Source organism: Luteibacter aegosomatis (assembly GCF_023078455.1).
GTDB lineage: Bacteria > Pseudomonadota > Gammaproteobacteria > Xanthomonadales > Rhodanobacteraceae > Luteibacter > Luteibacter aegosomatis.
This window is the reverse complement of sequence record NZ_CP095740.1, coordinates 66523-82476: the sequence shown is the minus strand read 5'-3', so window position 1 is coordinate 82476 and position 15954 is coordinate 66523. Positions and strand designations below refer to the sequence as shown.

The following is a 15954-nucleotide window of genomic DNA, read 5'->3' as shown; positions in this document are numbered from 1 at the left end:
TCAGCGCAGCGGATGCGCGGGAACGCCCTCGTTGGTCATCTTCACCGGCAGGATCTTTCCGTCCTTGTCGAACACCATGCGGTCGATGGACACCTGGCGATGGTTGCCGTCGGTGTCGCCGAGCGGATGGCGGTGATAGACGATGTACCAGCTGTCGTCGGCGGCCACGTGGAACAACGAGTGATGGCCGGCACCGGTGGCGATGGCCGGATCCTGCTGGAGGATCTTGCCGATGCGCTTGAAGGGCCCGGTGGGTTTGTCGGCGATGGCGTAGGCCACGGAGTAGTCCGGGCCGGTCCAGCCGCCTTCGGACCACATGAAGTAGTAATGGCCGTCGCGCTTGAACATCAACGGACCCTCGACGTACTTGTCCGGCGTGATTTCCTTGTACACCGTGCCGTCCGCCATCGGCTCCACGCCAGTGAAATCCGGCTTCAGCCGCACGATGTTGGCGTGCTTCCAGCCGCCGTAGATCATGTACCAGGTGCCGTCGTCGTCATGGAACACGAACTGGTCGATCGGCTGGGCGCCGTTGTGGAAGGCGCCGATCAGCGGTTTTCCGAGAAGGTCCTTGAAGGGGCCGTCGGGTTTGTCGGCCACGGCCACGCCGATGCCGCCGATTTCCTTGTCGCTCTGGATGTCGTTGGCGGCGAAGAAGAAATAGTACTTGCCGTCCTTGTTCACCAGCGCCGGCGCCCAGAGCGCCTTTTTCGCCCAGGAGATCGCCTTGATGTCGAGCACCTTGGCGTGTTTCGTCCAGTGCACGAGGTCGGGCGACGAGAACGCATCGAAACCCTGTTGCTCGCTGTAGCGCAACGACGTGGTGGGGTAGATCCAGTACTGGTTTTCGAAGATGGCCGCTTCGGGATCCGCGTACCAGCCCGGGAAGACCGGATTTCCGGCGTGTGCCGTGCCTGCCGCCGCGAAGGCCAGCAGGGCGCAACCTAGCATCGTACGAAACCGCATCGATCTTTCCCTCCCGTCGTGGAGCGTCGATGCTAACCCAGAACGCTCGCTAAAACCGAGCGCGAGGCGCTGGGTTCCTGCCTGCGCAGGAACGACGTGAGGTTGTCGTGGCGCTATATCAAATCTTGTAGCTCGTCGTTCCTGCGCAGGCAGGAACCCAGCGCCTTGCGTAAGAGGGTGCGGTAGACTCAATGCGCATCGGCCGACGGCGCCTTCGGTGGCTGCACTTTCCGCATCAACGGCACGAGTACCGTCGCCACCGCGAAGCAAAGCATCATCACGTGGAATGCGTCGCTATAGGTCAGCGTCTGCGCCTCGCGATAGGTCAGTTGCCACAACCGCGCGAGTCCCTGCTGCGCATCGGGAATCGTGGCGAGAAACGCGTTCATCGCCTCGTTGGTGGCGTTGAGGTGTTCCGCCATGCGCTGGAAGTGCAGGTTGGTGCGGTCGTTGAGCAAGGTGGCGCAGGCGGCGATGCCGATCGCCCCTCCGAGGTTGCGCATGAGGTTGAACAGGCCCGAGGCCTGGCGCAATCGCGCGGGCGGCAGGCCACCGAGCGTCAGCGTCACGATGGGCGGCACGGAGAGCTGCTGGGCCATGCCGCGCAGCGCCTGCGGGAAGAGCAACTCCCGCGCGCTCCAGTCGTGCGTGATAGGCGTGAACTCGAACATCGACGCGGTGAACATCGCCAGTCCGATCATCAGGATCCAGCGCAGGTCGACGCGGTTGGCCAGCATCGCGTACACGGGGATGGTGAGGATCTGGAACACGCCCGTGGAGAACACGGCCTGGCCGATCTGCAAGGCACTGTAGCCTTCCACGCGTCCCAGGAACAACGGCGTGAGGTAGATCGTCGCGAACAGCCCGATGCCCGTCACGAACGAAAAGAAGCAACCGAGCGCGAAGTTGCGGTCGCGCAGTGCGCGCAGATCGACCACCGGTTGCTCGGCGGTCAGCGCCCGCCATACGAAAAGCATCCCCGAGATCGCGCTGACCCATGCCGTGGCACGGATCGTGGCGTCGTCCATCCAGTTCCAGCGCGGCCCTTCCTCCAGCGTATATTCCAGGCAGGCCAGGCTGGTGGCGATCAACGCGATGCCCGGCCAATCGCCCACGCGCAACAACGAAAGATCGGGCTCGTCGATCTTCACGAACATCGGTACCGCCACCGTGACGAAGGCACCGGGCAGCAGGTTGATGAAGAACAGCCAGTGCCACGAATAGTGGTCGGTGATCCAACCACCCAGGGTCGGGCCGAACGTGGGCGCCAGCGACGCCAGCGCGCCGATGGTGGCGGCGGCGACCACGCGCTGCTTGCCCTCGAAGAACACGAACGCCGTGGTGAACACCAGCGGGATCATCGAACCGCCGAGGAAACCTTGCGCGGCACGAAACCCGATCATGCTCTGGATATCCCAGGCGATGCCGCACAGGAGGCTGGTGAGCGTGAAGCCCGCCGCGGATGCCGCGAAGAGCCAGCGCGTGGAAAACACACGGCTCAGCCATCCCGACAACGGGATGACCACGATCTCGGCGATGAGGTAGCTGGTCTGCACCCAGGCCGTGTCGTCGGCACCGGCCGACAGGCCGCCGCCGATGTCGCGCAGCGAGGCCGACACGATCTGGATGTCGAGCAGCGCGATGAACATCCCCAGGCACATGGTGCCGAAGGCGAAGATCTTCTGGGCTTTCGACAGATGCGCGACCGGGCTCATGGCGCGCGCGTATCGATCCGCGCCGTCACCGACAGGCCGGGACGCAGGACGCCCAGGTCGCCGTCGTTACCGTCCAGCGTCACGCGCACGGGCACGCGCTGCACGATCTTGGTGAAATTGCCCGTGGCGTTTTCGGGCGGGAGGATGCTGAACTGCGCGCCGGTCGCCGGAGCGAGGCTCGCCAGATGCCCATGGAACACCTTGTCGGGCATGACGTCGGCGCGGATGTCCACCGCCTGTCCCACGCGCATGCGGGCGAGTTGATCTTCCTTGAAGTTCGCGTCCACCCACAACCCGCGGGCGGGAACCACCACCAGCATCTGGCTGCCCGCGGTGACGTAACTGCCGACGCGCGCCTTGCGGTTGCCGACCACGCCGTCCACCGGTGCGCGCAGCTCGGTATAGGAAAGATTGAGCCTGGCCTGTTCGGCCTCGGCCCGCGCCTGGGCCAGCGCGGCTTCCACCTGGTGACGCTGGGTGTCGATCACGTCGAGCCGGCGGCGCGCCTCGCTGACCGCCGCGGTAGCCTTCGCGGTGGTGGCGCGCGCAGTCTGGAAGTCGGCCCGGGCCCGCTGCGCGCTCTCCACCGACACCGCGCCCTGCCCCACCAACTGGCGGAAGCGTTCGTCGTCGAGCTTCGACCGGGTCGCTTCCGCCCGCGCGCCGCTGACCCCGGCCAGCGCCTGGTCGATGACGCTGCGCTGGAGGTTTTCCGTCGCGTCGAGGTTGCGCAGCGCGGCGTCCTGCGCCGCCACGGCGGCCAAGGCCTTATCGAGGGCCGCGCGGTAGTCGCGATCGTCGATCTTCACCAGGAGGTCGCCACGGTGCACGGCCTGGTTGTCCACCACGACGACCTCGCTCACGTAACCGGCCACCTTCGAGCCGATCACGGTGATATCGCCGCCCACGTAGGCATCGTCGGTGTCTTCGACGAAGCGGGCGTTCGTCCACCACCAGGCCGCGTAGGCCAGTAAGGCCACGAGGACGATGAGGGCGACGATGGGTTTCAACCGCCGCTTGCGTGGCGAGGCGGCGGCGGTTTCGGCGATGACGGACACGGTGGCATACCGCTTGAATGATGATCGTACTTTCTATTATTACGGTCGTCATTTCAGTTTGCAAGAAACGTGTCGCCGGAGGGATGGCGTCGTGACTACACCCCCACGTCGACGTCCACCTCAAGGTCGAACGTGCCCGCCGTCTTGCCCGGCGTGGTGGCGACCGAGAGCGTCACCTCGTGGCCTTCCTGGCGGCTCGTCCAACGCGTCTCCTTGCCTTGACGCGTCCAGCCGCCGAATCGCTGGATGCCCGCCGCCATGCGATCGACGAACGCCGCCGCCGACGTGGCCGAGGCGATCCGGATGCGGCTACGCCACTGCCGCTCGTCACCGAACGCGTAGATTTCCTCACCCTTCATGTCCTTGGGCCACTCGACCTGCGCGTACAGCTTCTGCGGCGTGTACCGATCGGCCATGCGCGAACGGACGAAGCCGCCCTCGGGCTTCCAGTCGTATTCCAGGTGCATCGCCGTGGTGCGGGCGAAGTCCGTGCCGCGCAGGCGCGCCACCAGGTGAAGGGCCGCGTCGATGCCCGACGACAGGCCCGCCGAGGTGATGACCTTGCCGTTGTCGGCCCAGCGCACGTCGCGAACGACGTCGACCCTCGGGAACTTCGCCGCAAGCCCGTCGATGCGCGGCGTGAACGTGGTGGCCTTCAGGCCGTCGAGCAAGCCGCTCGAGCCGAGGATGAACGCCCCGGTGCACACCGACATCGTGTAGCGCGACGACGCGGAATGCTTGCGGATGAAATCGAGCACGCGTGCGTCCTTCTGCGCGTCGGCGACGTCGCCGCCGGGCACCAGCAGCACGTCGAAGGGCGGCGCATCGGCGAAGCTCGCGTCGGGCGTCACGGTGAGGCCCATGGCCGTCTTCACCGGCTTGCCGTCGGGCGAGAGCGTGACCACGCCGAAGCCGGCGGTGCCGAACACCTCGTACGGCCCCGAAAAATCGATGATCTGCACGCCGTCGAACAACACGATGCCCACGCGCACGGCGGGCTCGTTCATCGGTTCATGGGCGGCGAGGGCGGCGCCGGTGAAAAGCACCAGCACGGCGGCGATGAAACGCAATACGGTCGAACGCATCGGAGATCCTCCCCAGGGTGGAATGCGATCGACACGGTAGCGAACGCCATCCCTCGCATGCGGACATCACGCCCGCCGCGACGGACATCGTCATTCGCCGCGCAGGCGCTGCCGGTATTCGCTGGGCGCGATACCCAGGTGGCGCACGAACGCCCGGCGCATGGCTTCGGCCGAAGGAAAGCCGCATTCGGCGGCCACGCGCTTGACGTCCTTGCGCGTGCTTTCGAGCAGGGGCTTGGCGTGGTCCACGCGCAGGCCCTCGACGTATTTCTGCGGCGAGGTACCGAAGGCGGCGCCGAAGCGGCGGCTGAACTGGCGCGTGCTCATGTGCAGGCGCTCGGCCAGCAGGTCGGCATCCAGGCGTGAGCGCAGGTTCTCGCGAATCCAGTTCGCCAACTCGTGGAGCGGGTCGGGCAACTCGAGCGCGGCCAGTTCCGCGCTGATCTGGCTCTGGCCGCCCGAGCGCTTGCTCGCCATCACCATGCGCCGCGCGACCTTCAACGACAGCGGCGCGCCGTGGTCGGCCGTGACCATCGCCAGGGCGAGGTCCATGCCGGTGGTGATGCCGGCCGAGGTCCATACCTCGCCCGTACGCGTGTAGATGGCATCGGGCACCACCCTGACCGCGCGATAGCGCTCGCGCAATTCACGCACGTCGCTCCAGTGCGTGGTGGCTTCGCACCCGTCGAGCACGCCGGTTTCCGCGAGCAACAGGGCACCGCTGCACACCGAGGCGATGCGGCGCACCCGTCTTGCCGCGCCGCGCAGCCAGTCGACCAGCGCGCCGTCGTCACGGGCCCGGTCCACCGCGTCGCCCATGCCGCCACAGACCAGCAGCGTGTCGGTATCCCGGGGCATCGCCGCGCACGCATGGTCGGGCAGCAGGCGCATGCCGGAGGACAGGGTCACCGCGCCGCCATCCCTGGTCAGCACCTGCGTGCGATACAGGGGCGCCTGGGCGAGACCGTCTTCCTGTGCCTGCCGGCTGGCCAGGGCGAACACTTCGAGCGGCCCGCTGATGTCGAGCGACTGCGCGCCCTCGTAGGCGAGCATGCAGACGATGCGCGTCGCCACGGTGTTCAGTGCTCCCGCGTCGACGGGTTGCGCAGGGCGAATTCGCGCGCGGCCCAGTCCAGGAAGACGCGCACGCGCGGCGAGAGCTGGCGCATGCGCGAGTAGAGCAGCGAGACGGGCGCGCTCGGCGGCGGCGTATCCTTGAGGATCTCCACCAGCCGTCCTTCGCGCAACGCGTCCTCGACGTGGAAGCGCGGCACCTGCGCGATACCCAGGCCCAGGCGGATACCGGCCAGGTAACTCTCGGTGCCGGTGACCGTGAACGGCGCGGGCAGCGTCATGGTGCGCAGCTCGCCGTCGATGCGGAATTCCAGCGGCGTCACCAGCCCGCTGGTGATCGAGCGCAGCCCCACCACGCGATGGCCCTCGAGTTGATCGACGGTCGTGGGCGTGCCGAATTTTTCCAGGTATTCCGGGGTGGCGACGGTGAGGCGGTCGAGTTCGGCGACCTTGCGCGCCACCAGTTCGCTGTCGCGAGGACGGCCGTAGCGCAGCGCGCAGTCCACGCCCTCCTGCACGAGGTCCACCCAGCGGTCGCTTTCGCTCATCGACAGTTCGATGTCGGGGTATTGCGCGAAGAACGACGGCAGCGCGGGCACCAGGAAGTGACGCGCCAGCGTGCCCTGCACTTCCACGCGCAGCAGGCCTTTCGGCACCAGGTCGCGAAAGGCGCCGTCGGCGTCTTCCACGTCGTCGAGGATGGCGATGCAACGCTGGTAATACGCCTCGCCGTCCAGCGTGGGGCGCACCACGCGGGTGGTCCGCTGCAACAGGCGCGTGCCCAGGCGGGTTTCCAGGTCGCGGATCACCTTGGTGCAGGTGGAACGCGGCACCTCCATGTCGTTCGCCGCCTGGGTGAAGCTGCGCCGTTCCACCACGCGGACGAAGAGCTTCATCACGTCGAGCCGGTCCATGTCCCTCCCCGTGGGCATTGTTCGTGGGTGCGAAACAGTTAAACCCATTGCGGGTGGATTATCTATCCCGACCTCCGGCACAGACTGTCTCCACGCCGCCGTCCACGGCGGCTCTTATCGGAGACCACGCCATGCACACGAACCACGCCAAGACCGCCCTCGTCACCGGCGCCTCCCGCGGCATCGGCGCCGCGATCGCGGAACGCCTGGCCAGGGACGGCTTCAACGTCCTGCTGAATTTCGCCGGCGGCGCGGACGACGCCGAAGCGCTCGCCCGGAAGATCGAACGGGACGGCGGCCGCGCCGTGACCGCCCAGGCCGACGTGACCGACCCGGCCGCCGTCGCCCGCCTCTTCGACAACGCCGAAGCCGCGTTCGGGGGCCTCGACGTACTGGTGAACAACGCCGGCATCATGAAGCTGGAAACGCTCGCGGAAAGCAGCGACGCGCTGTTCGACAGCCACATCGCCGTCAACCTCAAGGGCACCTTCAACACGCTGCGCGAAGCCTCCCGCCGTCTGCGCGACGGTGGCCGGATCATCAACCTGAGCAGCAGCCTCGTGGGCCTGCTCATGCCGACCTACGGCGTGTATGCCGCCACCAAGGCCGCCGTGGAGGCGATGACCCACATCCTCGCCAAGGAACTGCGCGGCCGGAACATCACGGTGAATGCCGTGGCCCCCGGTCCCACCGCGACCCGGCTCTTCCTCGACGGCAAGCCGCAGGAGGTGGTCGATCGCCTCGCCAAGGCGGCTCCCCTGGAGCGCCTCGGCCAGCCCGACGACATCGCCGCCGTCGTGTCCTTCCTCGCCGGCGCCGACGGCGGCTGGGTGAACGGCCAGGTGCTGCGCGCCAACGGCGGAATCATCTGACGTCGGCCCGCCTTTCCTCCCCCGCCCATCCCCATCGGGAGATACCGCCATGAACACCAGGAACGTCGTGCTCATCACCGGCGCGTCCAGCGGTTTCGGCCGCCTCACCGCCGAAGCCCTGGCCCGCGCCGGACACACCGTCTATGCCTCGATGCGCGCCACCACCGGGCGCAACGCCACCGTGGTCGCCGAGATGGCCGCCTTCGCGAAGGACCACGGCGTCGACCTGCGCACCGTCGAGATGGACGTGCAGGACCAGGACTCGGTCGATGCCGCCGTCGCCACCGTCATCGCCGACGCCGGCCGCATCGACGTGCTGATGCACAACGCCGGGCACATGGTGTCCGGCCCCGCCGAAGCCTTCACCCCCGAGCAGTACGCCCAGCTCTACGACGTCAACGTGCTCAGTACCCAGCGCGTCAACCGCGCCGCCCTTCCCCACCTGCGCAGGCAACGAAAAGGCTTGCTGATCTGGGTCTCGTCGTCCTCGGTCACCGGTGGCACGCCGCCTTACCTCGCCCCGTATTTCGGTGCCAAGGCGGCCATGGACGCCATCGCCATCCAGTACGCCAGGGAACTCGCGCGCTGGGGCATCGAAACCTCCATCGTCGTGCCCGGAGCCTTCACCAACGGCACCAACCACTTCGCCCACACCGCGCCGCCGGCCGACACGGCCCGCCTGGCCGAATACCAGGACGACCCTGACAGCCCGTACCGCGGCTTCATCGAAAAGGTGAACTCCGCGTTCGCCGAGATCGTGCCGGACAGCGCCCGCGCCGAGCTGGTCGCCGACGCCATCGTCGACCTCGTCGCCAAACCCTTCGGTGAGCGCCCCTTCCGGGTGCACGTCGATCCGACCCAGGACGGCGCGGACGTCGTGTTCACCGTGATGGACCGGATCAAGGCCGAAATGCTCCACCGGGTGGGCTTCGCCGACCTGCTCACGCCGCGCATCGGGTAACCCATGGCGAGGGGCCGGCGGTTCGACCGGTCCCCTCGCCATGGGAGTGCTTCAGGCCAGGAGGCGCACCTTCGCTTCACGATCGAAGAAGCGTCCCTTCGCACCCTCGATGAACGCCTTGTGCTTCGTCAGGTCGAACACGCCTTCGTCGGCCTCCAGGCCGGCCGCCTCGAACAGGTTCCGTCCGCCGGCATCGAGGCCGATGGCCTTGAGGTGGCCGAAGGCATCCCGCACGAAATCGATGGCGGCGGCTTCCTTGGCCAACGCCTTCGCTCCATCGGCACCCAGCACCACGGCGACGGCATCGAAGTTGATCGACGGTGTACCCGCCAACTGGCCGTCGGCCACCATCTTGCCGCCGTCCGTCAGACGGGCGCCGCCCACCTTCGGTGCCACGATCTTCACCGTGGCGCCGGCCTTCTCCGCCGTCTTCCTGACGCTCGCGACCAATACCGCATCGGAACCGTCGTCGATGAGGATGCCGACCGTGCGTCCCTCGAGCGTGGCCTTCATCTTGCCGATGATCTGCAGCGCCGGGGACGGCTTCATCTCGACGAGGGGAGCCATCGCCTTGGGCGCCGGCGGGAACGTGTCCAGCGCCAGGCCGTCGGCGACGCGTTTGGCGAGGTTTTCGTCGATATGGCGCAGGTGGCCCACTACGGCCTCGCGCACGTGGAGCGTTTCCACCTTGGAAAGCTCGAACACCAGGGCCGACGCGATGTGTGCCTGCTCGTAGACGGTCTGGCTGGTGTAGAACAGCCGCGCCTGGCTGTAGTGATCGGCGAAGGTTTCCGCACGGATACGGCCACGCGCCCCCGCTTCCTCGGCACCGAACGAGCGGAAGCCGCGGCGCGGGTCCTCCCGTGGCGTATTGCCCTCCAGTGAACTCGGGCCATAGGCCACGCGTCCCTTCGGCACCTGATGCTGCATGTGCGCATCACGCTGATGGTTCGCGAACGGACACTTGGGCGCGTTGATGGGGAGCTGATGGAAGTTGGGCGAGCCGAGGCGGGAAAGCTGGGTGTCGAGGTAGGAGAACAGACGCCCCTGCAGCAAGGGATCGTTGCTGAAATCGATGCCCGGCACCAGGTGCGAAGGGCAGAACGCCACCTGCTCGGTCTCGGCGAAGAAGTTGTCGGGCCAGCGGTCCAGCACCATCCGGCCGATGATCTTCAGCGGCACCATTTCCTCGGGGATGAGCTTGGTCGCGTCCAGGTGATCGAAGGGGAACGCGGCCGCCTGCTCCTCGGTGAACAACTGGACGCCGAGCTCCCATTCGGGGAAGTTGCCCGCCTGGATCGACTCGAAGAGGTCGCGGCGATGGAAGTCCGGATCGGCGCCCGCCAACTTCACGGCTTCGTCCCACACGGTGGACTGCAGGCCCAGCTTGGGCCGCCAGTGGAACTTCACGAAGGTGCTCTTGCCCTTGGCATTCACCAGTCGGAACGAGTGGATGCCGAAGCCCTCGATCATCCGCAGCGAGCGCGGGATGGCCCGATCGGACATCGCCCACATGATCATGTGGAAGGCTTCGGGCGTGAGCGAAATGAAATCCCAGAAGGTATCGTGGGCGCTGGCCGCCTGCGGAAACCCGCGATCGGGTTCCATCTTCACGGCGTGGATCAGGTCGGGAAACTTGATCGCATCCTGGATGAAGAACACAGGGATGTTGTTGCCCACCAGGTCCCAATTGCCTTCCTTGGTATACAGCTTCACCGCGAAGCCGCGCACGTCGCGCGGCGTGTCAACCGATCCCGCGCCGCCCGCCACCGTGGAGAAGCGGGTGAACACGGGCGTACGTTCGCCGACCTCGGTGAGCACCCGGGCGGTCGTGTAGTCGGCCAGCGAGGCCGTCAGTTCGAAGTACCCGTGCGCCGCCGAGCCGCGCGCGTGGACGATGCGTTCGGGGATGCGCTCATGGTCGAAGTGGGTGATCTTCTCGCGGAGGATGAAATCCTCCAGCAGCACCGGGCCGCGCTCGCCGATCTTCAGCGAGTTCTGGTCGTCGCTGACGGCGACGCCCTGGTTGGTCGTCAACGGGGCATGCGAGCCCCCGGCTTCCTGGTGGAGTTCGTCCCCGTTCCCACGCGTATCCTTCGCCGTCGGCGAATCGACATTCTTCTTGCTGACCATGGCGTACCCCGGCTTGAATGGTCGAGCCAACCTGCGCCCACGCGTGTATAGAAAGGGTCGACGTCGTGAACGGACGCGGGCGGCGCCGCGACGCAGGGCAGGGAAACCTGCGTGAGCGCCGCTTCTTGGAGCGACGATCGTTCAGTGCTTGACCGCGTGGCGTCGAACCCGGCTTCATAGTGGCAATCTCGCCCCCAAGGACCGCTCTCCCCATGAACTCGGCCCACGAACTGCGTACGTTGGTCGACGCGCTCATCGACTTGCGCGAACGGTCACGCACGGGCGCGCTGGCCACGCTCACCCGTACTCGCGGATCCACGTTCCGCCGCGTGGGCACGAGCATGCTCGTGCATGACGACGGCGGCATCGTCTGCGAACTGTCGGGCGGATGCCCGCAGCGCGACATCGTCGAGCGCGCGTTGGATGCCATGCGCGACGGCACGCCGCGGATCGTGCGATACAACGCGGCGAACGGCCTCGACCTGATGATCGAGATGGGGTGCGGCGGCGAGCTGGAAATCCTGATCGAACCGCTGGCGGAGCCTCGTTGCCTCGACTTCGTCGATGCCCTCGACGAAGGCATCCGGCAACGCCGTCCGGGACGCCTCGTGACCCTGTTCGCGGTGAATGGGCAGGCCGTGCCGCCCCGGCGCCAGGTCTGGTTCGGCGGGGAACGGCGCCACGACGGCATCGGCGACCCCGCGCTGGACGAAGCGCTCGTCGCGGCCGCGTCCGGCCACACCGCCAGGCCGTCCACGCTCTCGCTGCCTGCGTCGCAAGGTATCGCCGACGTGCTGGTCGAACCGGTCGCGCCGATGCACCGTCTCGTCGTGATCGGCAGCAGCGCGGCGGCACACGCCATGCTTCCGCTGGCGACCGCCCTCGGCTGGCCGGTGACCCTGGTCGACTCGAACCCCGACCGCCTGCGCCTGCCGCAACTTCCGGGCGACGTGCATACGGTGTGCGCAAGCCCAGATACCCTGACCCGCCACTTTCCGTTCGACGCGTACACCTCGGTGGTGGTGATGACCCATAACCTCGAACAGGACATGGCCTACATCCACGCGTTGCGCGATACGCCGCTCACCTACGTCGGCGTCATCGGCTCGCGCGAGCGCGTGCGGCGCATGCACGACGGCGAGGGCCTGTCCGGCCGCATCGTCCATGCGCCGGCCGGACTGGACATCGGTTCGGAAACGCCGACGGAAATCGCCCTGGCCATCGCCGCGGAGATCGTCGCGACGATCCATGACCGCTCCGGTGGGCCCCTGCGCGACCGCGACGGCGCGATCCATTGACGGGGGGCGCGCTTCGCAGGAATTCGGCGATCGTATCGGCGAAGCGTCAAACCGTGGGCAATCCCCCGAGCAATTTATCGAGCGTGACCGGGTAATCGCGCACGCGCACGCCCGTGGCGTTGTACACGGCATTGGCGATCGCCGCGGCGACACCGCAGATGCCCAGCTCGCCCACGCCCTTGGCCTTCATCGGCGAGGACTTCGGATCGGTCTCGTCGAGGAACACGACCTCCTGGTGGGGGATGTCCGCGTGCACCGGCACTTCGTAGCCGGCCAGATCGTGGTTGACGAAGAAGCCGAGCCGCTCGTCGACCACGAGCTCTTCCATGAGCGCCGCGCCGACGCCCATGGTCATCGCACCGATGACCTGGCTGCGCGCCGAGGTCGGGTTGAGGATGCGTCCCGCGGCGCAAACGGCGAGCATGCGCCGTACGCGGATCTCGCCGGTGGCGGCGTGCACGCCCACTTCGACGAAATGCGCGCCGAACGTGGATTGCTGGAAACGCTTTTCGAGGTCGCCGTATTCCATGGTGTCCTCGCCCACCACCTCGCCGTTCACGGCGGCTTGCGCCAGCGGCAGGCTGCGTCCGCCCGCGCTGACCTTGCCGTCTTCGAACACCGCCGTCGCCGGATCGAGGCCGAGGTTCTTCGCCACGTTCTCGCGCAGCTTCACGCAGGCCGCGTAGACGCCCGCGGTGGAGCTGTTGCCGCCCCACTGGCCGCCCGAGCCCGCGGAGACGGGAAAGTCGGAATCCCCCAGCTTCACCACCACCTTCTCGATGGGCAGCCCGAGCATCTCGGCGGCGGTCTGCGCGATGATGGTGTAGCTGCCCGTGCCGATGTCGGTCATGTCGGTCTCGACGGTGGCCGTTCCATCGGCGGCCAGCCGCACGCGCGCGCCCGACTTCATCACCAGGTTGTTGCGGAAGGCGGAGGCCACGCCCATGCCGACCAACCAGGCGCCGTCGCGCTTCGTGCCCGGCGTGGACGAGCGGTCCTTCCAGCCGAAACGGTCGGCGCCCTCGCGCATGCATTGCACGAAATTGCGCTGCGAGAATGGGCGTTCCGGTTTTTCCGGGTCCACCTGGGTGTCGTTGAGGATGCGGAACTGCACCGGGTCGAGCTTCAGTTTCTCGGCCATCTCGTCGATGGCGATTTCCAGCGCCATCAGGCCGGGCGCTTCGCCCGGCGCGCGCATCGCATTGCCTTCGGGCAGATCGAGCACGGCAAGACGCATCGCGGTCATGCGGTTGGCGCCCGCGTAGAGCAGGTGGGTCTGGTTCACCGCGGTTTCCGGACCGCCGCCCTCGAGATCGCCCGACCAGCTTTCGTGACCGATCGCCGTGATCTTGCCGTCTTCGCCGGCGCCGATGCGTATGCGCTGGATCGTGGCCGGCCGGTGCGTGGTGTTGTTGAACATCACCGGCCGAGGCAGGGTGACGGCCACCGGTCGCTTCGCGGCCCGCGCGCCGAGCGCGGCCAGCAAGGCGTCCGCGCGGACGAAAAGCTTGCCGCCGAAACCGCCGCCGATATAAGGCGAGATCAGGCGGACGCTGTCCTTGGGCAGGCCGAGCGTGGCCGCCACGTCGCCCTTGCTCCAGGCGATCATCTGGTTGGCCGTCCAGATCGTGAGCTTGTCGCCGTCCCATGCCGCGATGGAGGCATGCGGCTCCATCATGGCGTGCGACTGGTCGGGCGTGGTGTAGGTGGCGTCCAGCTTTACGGGGGCGCCCGCGTAGGCCCCGGCGAAGTCGCCGACCGCGCTGTCCGCATCATCGCCGGGCTTGGTGGCCGAGCCTTTCGCCGCCGCCAAGTCGAACGCGCCTTTCTCGCGGGCGTATTCCACCTTGACCAGCGACGCGGCCCAGCGCGCCTGCTCGAAGGTATCGGCCACCACCACCGCCAGGGCTTGGTGATAGTGCTGAACCTCGGGGCCGCCGAGCAGCTTGGCCGTGTTGTACTTGCCCTTGCCCAGGTTGCCGGCGTCCTTCGCCGTGACGATCGCCAGCACGCCCGGCGCACGCCGCGCGCGGCTGGTATCGATGGAAAGCACGCGCCCCTTGCCGATCGTCGCGGGCACGATGTAACCGTAGGCGTGGTTGGGTACCGCGTCGTGGCGCTCATAGGCATAGCGCGCCGTGCCCGTCGTCTTGAGCGGCCCTTCGACGCGTGGATGGGGCTTGCCGACGACCTTGAGGCGATCGATGGGATTGATGGTGGCGGGCGTATCGAATTTCATGGCATCACCCCTTCGCTTGCGCCAGTACCGAGGCGAGCGTGCGTTCGACCAGCGGAACCTTCATGGCGTTGTGTCGGGTCGTTTGCGCGCCGGCCAGGAGGCGCGGCGTGACGGCCTTCGCGCCCTGCGGCAGTTCGGCCTCCGCGGCCTCGACGCGCCACGGCTCGGGCGCCACACCCCCAAGGGCCACGCGACCGCTGCCGTCCTTCTGCACCACCGCCGCCACGGAGACCAGGGCGAACGCGTACGAGGCCCGGTCACGCACCTTGTGATAGATGTGCGTACCGCCCAACGGCCTGGGCAACGTCACCGCGGTGATGAGTTCGCCGGGCTGGAGCGTGTTTTCCACGTTCGGCGTGTTGCCCGGTAGCGTGTAGAAGTCGGCGATGGGAATGCTGCGGGCCTTGCCGTCGGGCTGCACGGTTTCCACCTTGGCATCGAGCAGTCGCATCGCTACGGCCATGTCGCTGGGGTGCGCGGCGATGCATGCCTTGCTGACGCCGACGATGGCGTGCGAGCGGCTGAAGCCGCCGAGCGCCGCGCAACCGCTGCCGGGAAGTCGCTTGTTGCAGGCTTGATGCGTGTCGTAGAAGTACGGACAACGCGTACGCTGGAGCAGGTTGCCCGCCGTGGTCGCTTTGTTTCGCAGCTGGCCCGACGCACCGGCGAGCAGCGCGCGCGAGAGCACGGCATAGTCGCTGCGCACGATGCGGTCGGCGGCGAGGTCGGTGTTGCGCACCAGCGCGCCGATGCGCAGGCCGCCGTCGTCGGTCTTCGAGATGGTGTCCAGGTCCAGGCCGTTGACGTCGACCAGGTGCTCCGGCTCCTCGACGCCGATCTTCATGAGATCGAGCAGGTTGGTGCCGCCGGCGATGAATTTCGTGTTGCGCATGCGCGCCGCCGCCGCGGCGGCCTGGGCCGGGGAGGTGGCACGTTCGTAGGTGAACGGTTTCATGCCTTGCTCCCGGCGACCTCGGCGATCGCTTCGATGATGTTGGAGTACGCACCGCAACGGCAGATGTTGCCGCTCATGCGCTCGCGCAGTTCGGCATCGCCCACCGCGGCCTTCGCGCCCAGGTCGGCGGTGACGTGGCTGGGCACGTCACGATGGATCTCGTCGAGTACGCCGACCGCGCTGCATATCTGTCCGGGCGTGCAGTAACCGCACTGGTAACCGTCATGCTTGATGAAGGCGGCCTGCATGGCGTGTAGCCTGTCGGGCGTGCCCAGGCCTTCGATGGTGGTGACCTTGGCGCCCTGGTGCATCACGGCCAGGGTGAGGCAGCTGTTGATCCGGCGCCCGTCGACCAGCACCGTGCAGGCGCCGCATTGACCATGGTCGCAGCCTTTCTTCGTGCCGGTGAGGTGCATGTGCTCGCGCAGCGCGTCGAGCAACGTGGTACGCGTGTCCAGGTCCAGCGTCCGCGACGTGCCATTGACCTCCATCGTCACCTGGGCCATCACCGGGGGACGGCCGCCGTCGGGCGTGGACATCTTCGCGAGCAACGGAGGCGAGGCGGCCACCGTCGCGGAAACCGCGCTGAGTTTCAGGAAACCGCGACGGGAAACCTGCAGATCGTTGGAGTCCATGGCGTTACCTCGATGCCGGCGGGTAGTCGGGGGTGCATGCGCCCGCCAG

13 protein-coding genes are annotated in these 15954 nt (G+C 67.4%); 3 read left to right on the top strand and 10 right to left on the bottom strand.

The genetic code is table 11. The features are described 5' to 3' along the window. The 6 genes from L2Y94_RS00340 to L2Y94_RS00315 all read right to left on the bottom strand — a co-directional run bounded on the left by L2Y94_RS00340 (position 1) and on the right by L2Y94_RS00315 (position 6812). A complete protein-coding gene (locus L2Y94_RS00340) occupies positions 1-966 on the bottom strand; it encodes a glycoside hydrolase family 43 protein (RefSeq protein ID WP_247372154.1) in 966 nt (321 codons plus the stop codon). A 188-nt stretch (positions 967-1154) separates the two neighbouring features. Next, positions 1155-2681, bottom strand: a complete 1527-nt coding sequence (locus L2Y94_RS00335; protein ID WP_247372152.1) for a DHA2 family efflux MFS transporter permease subunit — start codon at positions 2679-2681, stop codon at positions 1155-1157. Further along, a complete protein-coding gene (locus tag L2Y94_RS00330) occupies positions 2678-3739 on the bottom strand; it encodes an HlyD family secretion protein (protein WP_247372150.1) in 1062 nt (353 codons plus the stop codon). The genes L2Y94_RS00335 and L2Y94_RS00330 overlap by 4 nt, the downstream gene beginning before the upstream one ends. Positions 3740-3834: 95 nt before the next feature. Continuing rightward, positions 3835-4824, bottom strand: coding sequence for a DJ-1/PfpI family protein (locus tag L2Y94_RS00325; protein ID WP_247372149.1), 990 nt, complete (start codon positions 4822-4824; stop codon positions 3835-3837). Positions 4825-4914: 90 nt separating this feature from the next. Further along, the gene (locus tag L2Y94_RS00320; RefSeq protein WP_247372147.1) at positions 4915-5898 is read right to left on the bottom strand and encodes a GlxA family transcriptional regulator; all 984 of its coding nucleotides are present in this window, start codon (positions 5896-5898) and stop codon (positions 4915-4917) included. A 5-nt stretch (positions 5899-5903) separates the two neighbouring features. Continuing rightward, positions 5904-6812 (bottom strand): LysR family transcriptional regulator, encoded by a 909-nt coding sequence (locus tag L2Y94_RS00315; RefSeq protein WP_247372146.1) that lies wholly within the window; start codon positions 6810-6812, stop codon positions 5904-5906. A gap of 131 nt (positions 6813-6943) precedes the next feature. Here L2Y94_RS00315 and L2Y94_RS00310 point away from each other — a divergent pair, with 131 nt between their 5' ends. Together L2Y94_RS00310 and L2Y94_RS00305 are read left to right on the top strand one after the other, a co-directional pair. Then, positions 6944-7684 (top strand): SDR family oxidoreductase, encoded by a 741-nt coding sequence (locus L2Y94_RS00310; protein ID WP_247372145.1) that lies wholly within the window; start codon positions 6944-6946, stop codon positions 7682-7684. A gap of 49 nt (positions 7685-7733) precedes the next feature. Continuing rightward, positions 7734-8645: an SDR family oxidoreductase gene (locus L2Y94_RS00305; RefSeq protein ID WP_247372143.1), complete on the top strand. Its 912-nt coding sequence runs from the start codon at positions 7734-7736 to the stop codon at positions 8643-8645. A 51-nt stretch (positions 8646-8696) separates the two neighbouring features. Here L2Y94_RS00305 and L2Y94_RS00300 read toward each other — a convergent pair whose 3' ends face one another. Beyond that, positions 8697-10778, bottom strand: a complete 2082-nt coding sequence (locus tag L2Y94_RS00300) for a catalase (RefSeq protein WP_247372142.1) — start codon at positions 10776-10778, stop codon at positions 8697-8699. A 212-nt stretch (positions 10779-10990) separates the two neighbouring features. On the opposite strand from L2Y94_RS00300, the gene L2Y94_RS00295 reads away from it, so the two are divergent. Beyond that, on the top strand, positions 10991-12076 hold the full coding sequence (locus L2Y94_RS00295) for an XdhC family protein (RefSeq protein ID WP_247372141.1): 1086 nt from the start codon (positions 10991-10993) through the stop codon (positions 12074-12076). A gap of 46 nt (positions 12077-12122) precedes the next feature. Here L2Y94_RS00295 and paoC read toward each other — a convergent pair whose 3' ends face one another. The 3 genes from paoC to paoA are packed head-to-tail and all read right to left on the bottom strand — an operon-like array spanning position 12123 to position 15905. Further along, positions 12123-14315: an aldehyde oxidoreductase molybdenum-binding subunit PaoC gene (gene paoC / locus L2Y94_RS00290; protein ID WP_247372139.1), complete on the bottom strand. Its 2193-nt coding sequence runs from the start codon at positions 14313-14315 to the stop codon at positions 12123-12125. A 4-nt stretch (positions 14316-14319) separates the two neighbouring features. Then, complete coding sequence (locus L2Y94_RS00285) at positions 14320-15270, bottom strand: FAD binding domain-containing protein (RefSeq protein WP_247372137.1); 951 nt, start codon at positions 15268-15270, stop codon at positions 14320-14322. Next, on the bottom strand, positions 15267-15905 hold the full coding sequence (gene paoA / locus L2Y94_RS00280; protein WP_247372135.1) for an aldehyde dehydrogenase iron-sulfur subunit PaoA: 639 nt from the start codon (positions 15903-15905) through the stop codon (positions 15267-15269). The genes L2Y94_RS00285 and paoA overlap by 4 nt, the downstream gene beginning before the upstream one ends. Positions 15906-15954 lie beyond the last annotated feature (49 nt).

Excerpts from the sequence above, each read along its gene's own strand:
- L2Y94_RS00325 (WP_247372149.1), bottom strand. The coding sequence starts at position 4,824 with ATGCGTTCGACCGTATTGCGTTTCATCGCCGCCGTGCTGGTGCTTTTC.
- L2Y94_RS00285 (WP_247372137.1), bottom strand. The coding sequence starts at position 15,270 with ATGAAACCGTTCACCTACGAACGTGCCACCTCCCCGGCCCAGGCCGCC.
- L2Y94_RS00305 (WP_247372143.1), top strand. The coding sequence starts at position 7,734 with ATGAACACCAGGAACGTCGTGCTCATCACCGGCGCGTCCAGCGGTTTC.
- L2Y94_RS00315 (WP_247372146.1), bottom strand. The coding sequence starts at position 6,812 with ATGGACCGGCTCGACGTGATGAAGCTCTTCGTCCGCGTGGTGGAACGG.
- paoA (WP_247372135.1), bottom strand. The coding sequence starts at position 15,905 with ATGGACTCCAACGATCTGCAGGTTTCCCGTCGCGGTTTCCTGAAACTC.
- L2Y94_RS00340 (WP_247372154.1), bottom strand. The coding sequence starts at position 966 with ATGCGGTTTCGTACGATGCTAGGTTGCGCCCTGCTGGCCTTCGCGGCG.
- L2Y94_RS00300 (WP_247372142.1), bottom strand. The coding sequence starts at position 10,778 with ATGGTCAGCAAGAAGAATGTCGATTCGCCGACGGCGAAGGATACGCGT.
- L2Y94_RS00295 (WP_247372141.1), top strand. The coding sequence starts at position 10,991 with ATGAACTCGGCCCACGAACTGCGTACGTTGGTCGACGCGCTCATCGAC.
- L2Y94_RS00310 (WP_247372145.1), top strand. The coding sequence starts at position 6,944 with ATGCACACGAACCACGCCAAGACCGCCCTCGTCACCGGCGCCTCCCGC.
- L2Y94_RS00335 (WP_247372152.1), bottom strand. The coding sequence starts at position 2,681 with ATGAGCCCGGTCGCGCATCTGTCGAAAGCCCAGAAGATCTTCGCCTTC.
- paoC (WP_247372139.1), bottom strand. The coding sequence starts at position 14,315 with ATGAAATTCGATACGCCCGCCACCATCAATCCCATCGATCGCCTCAAG.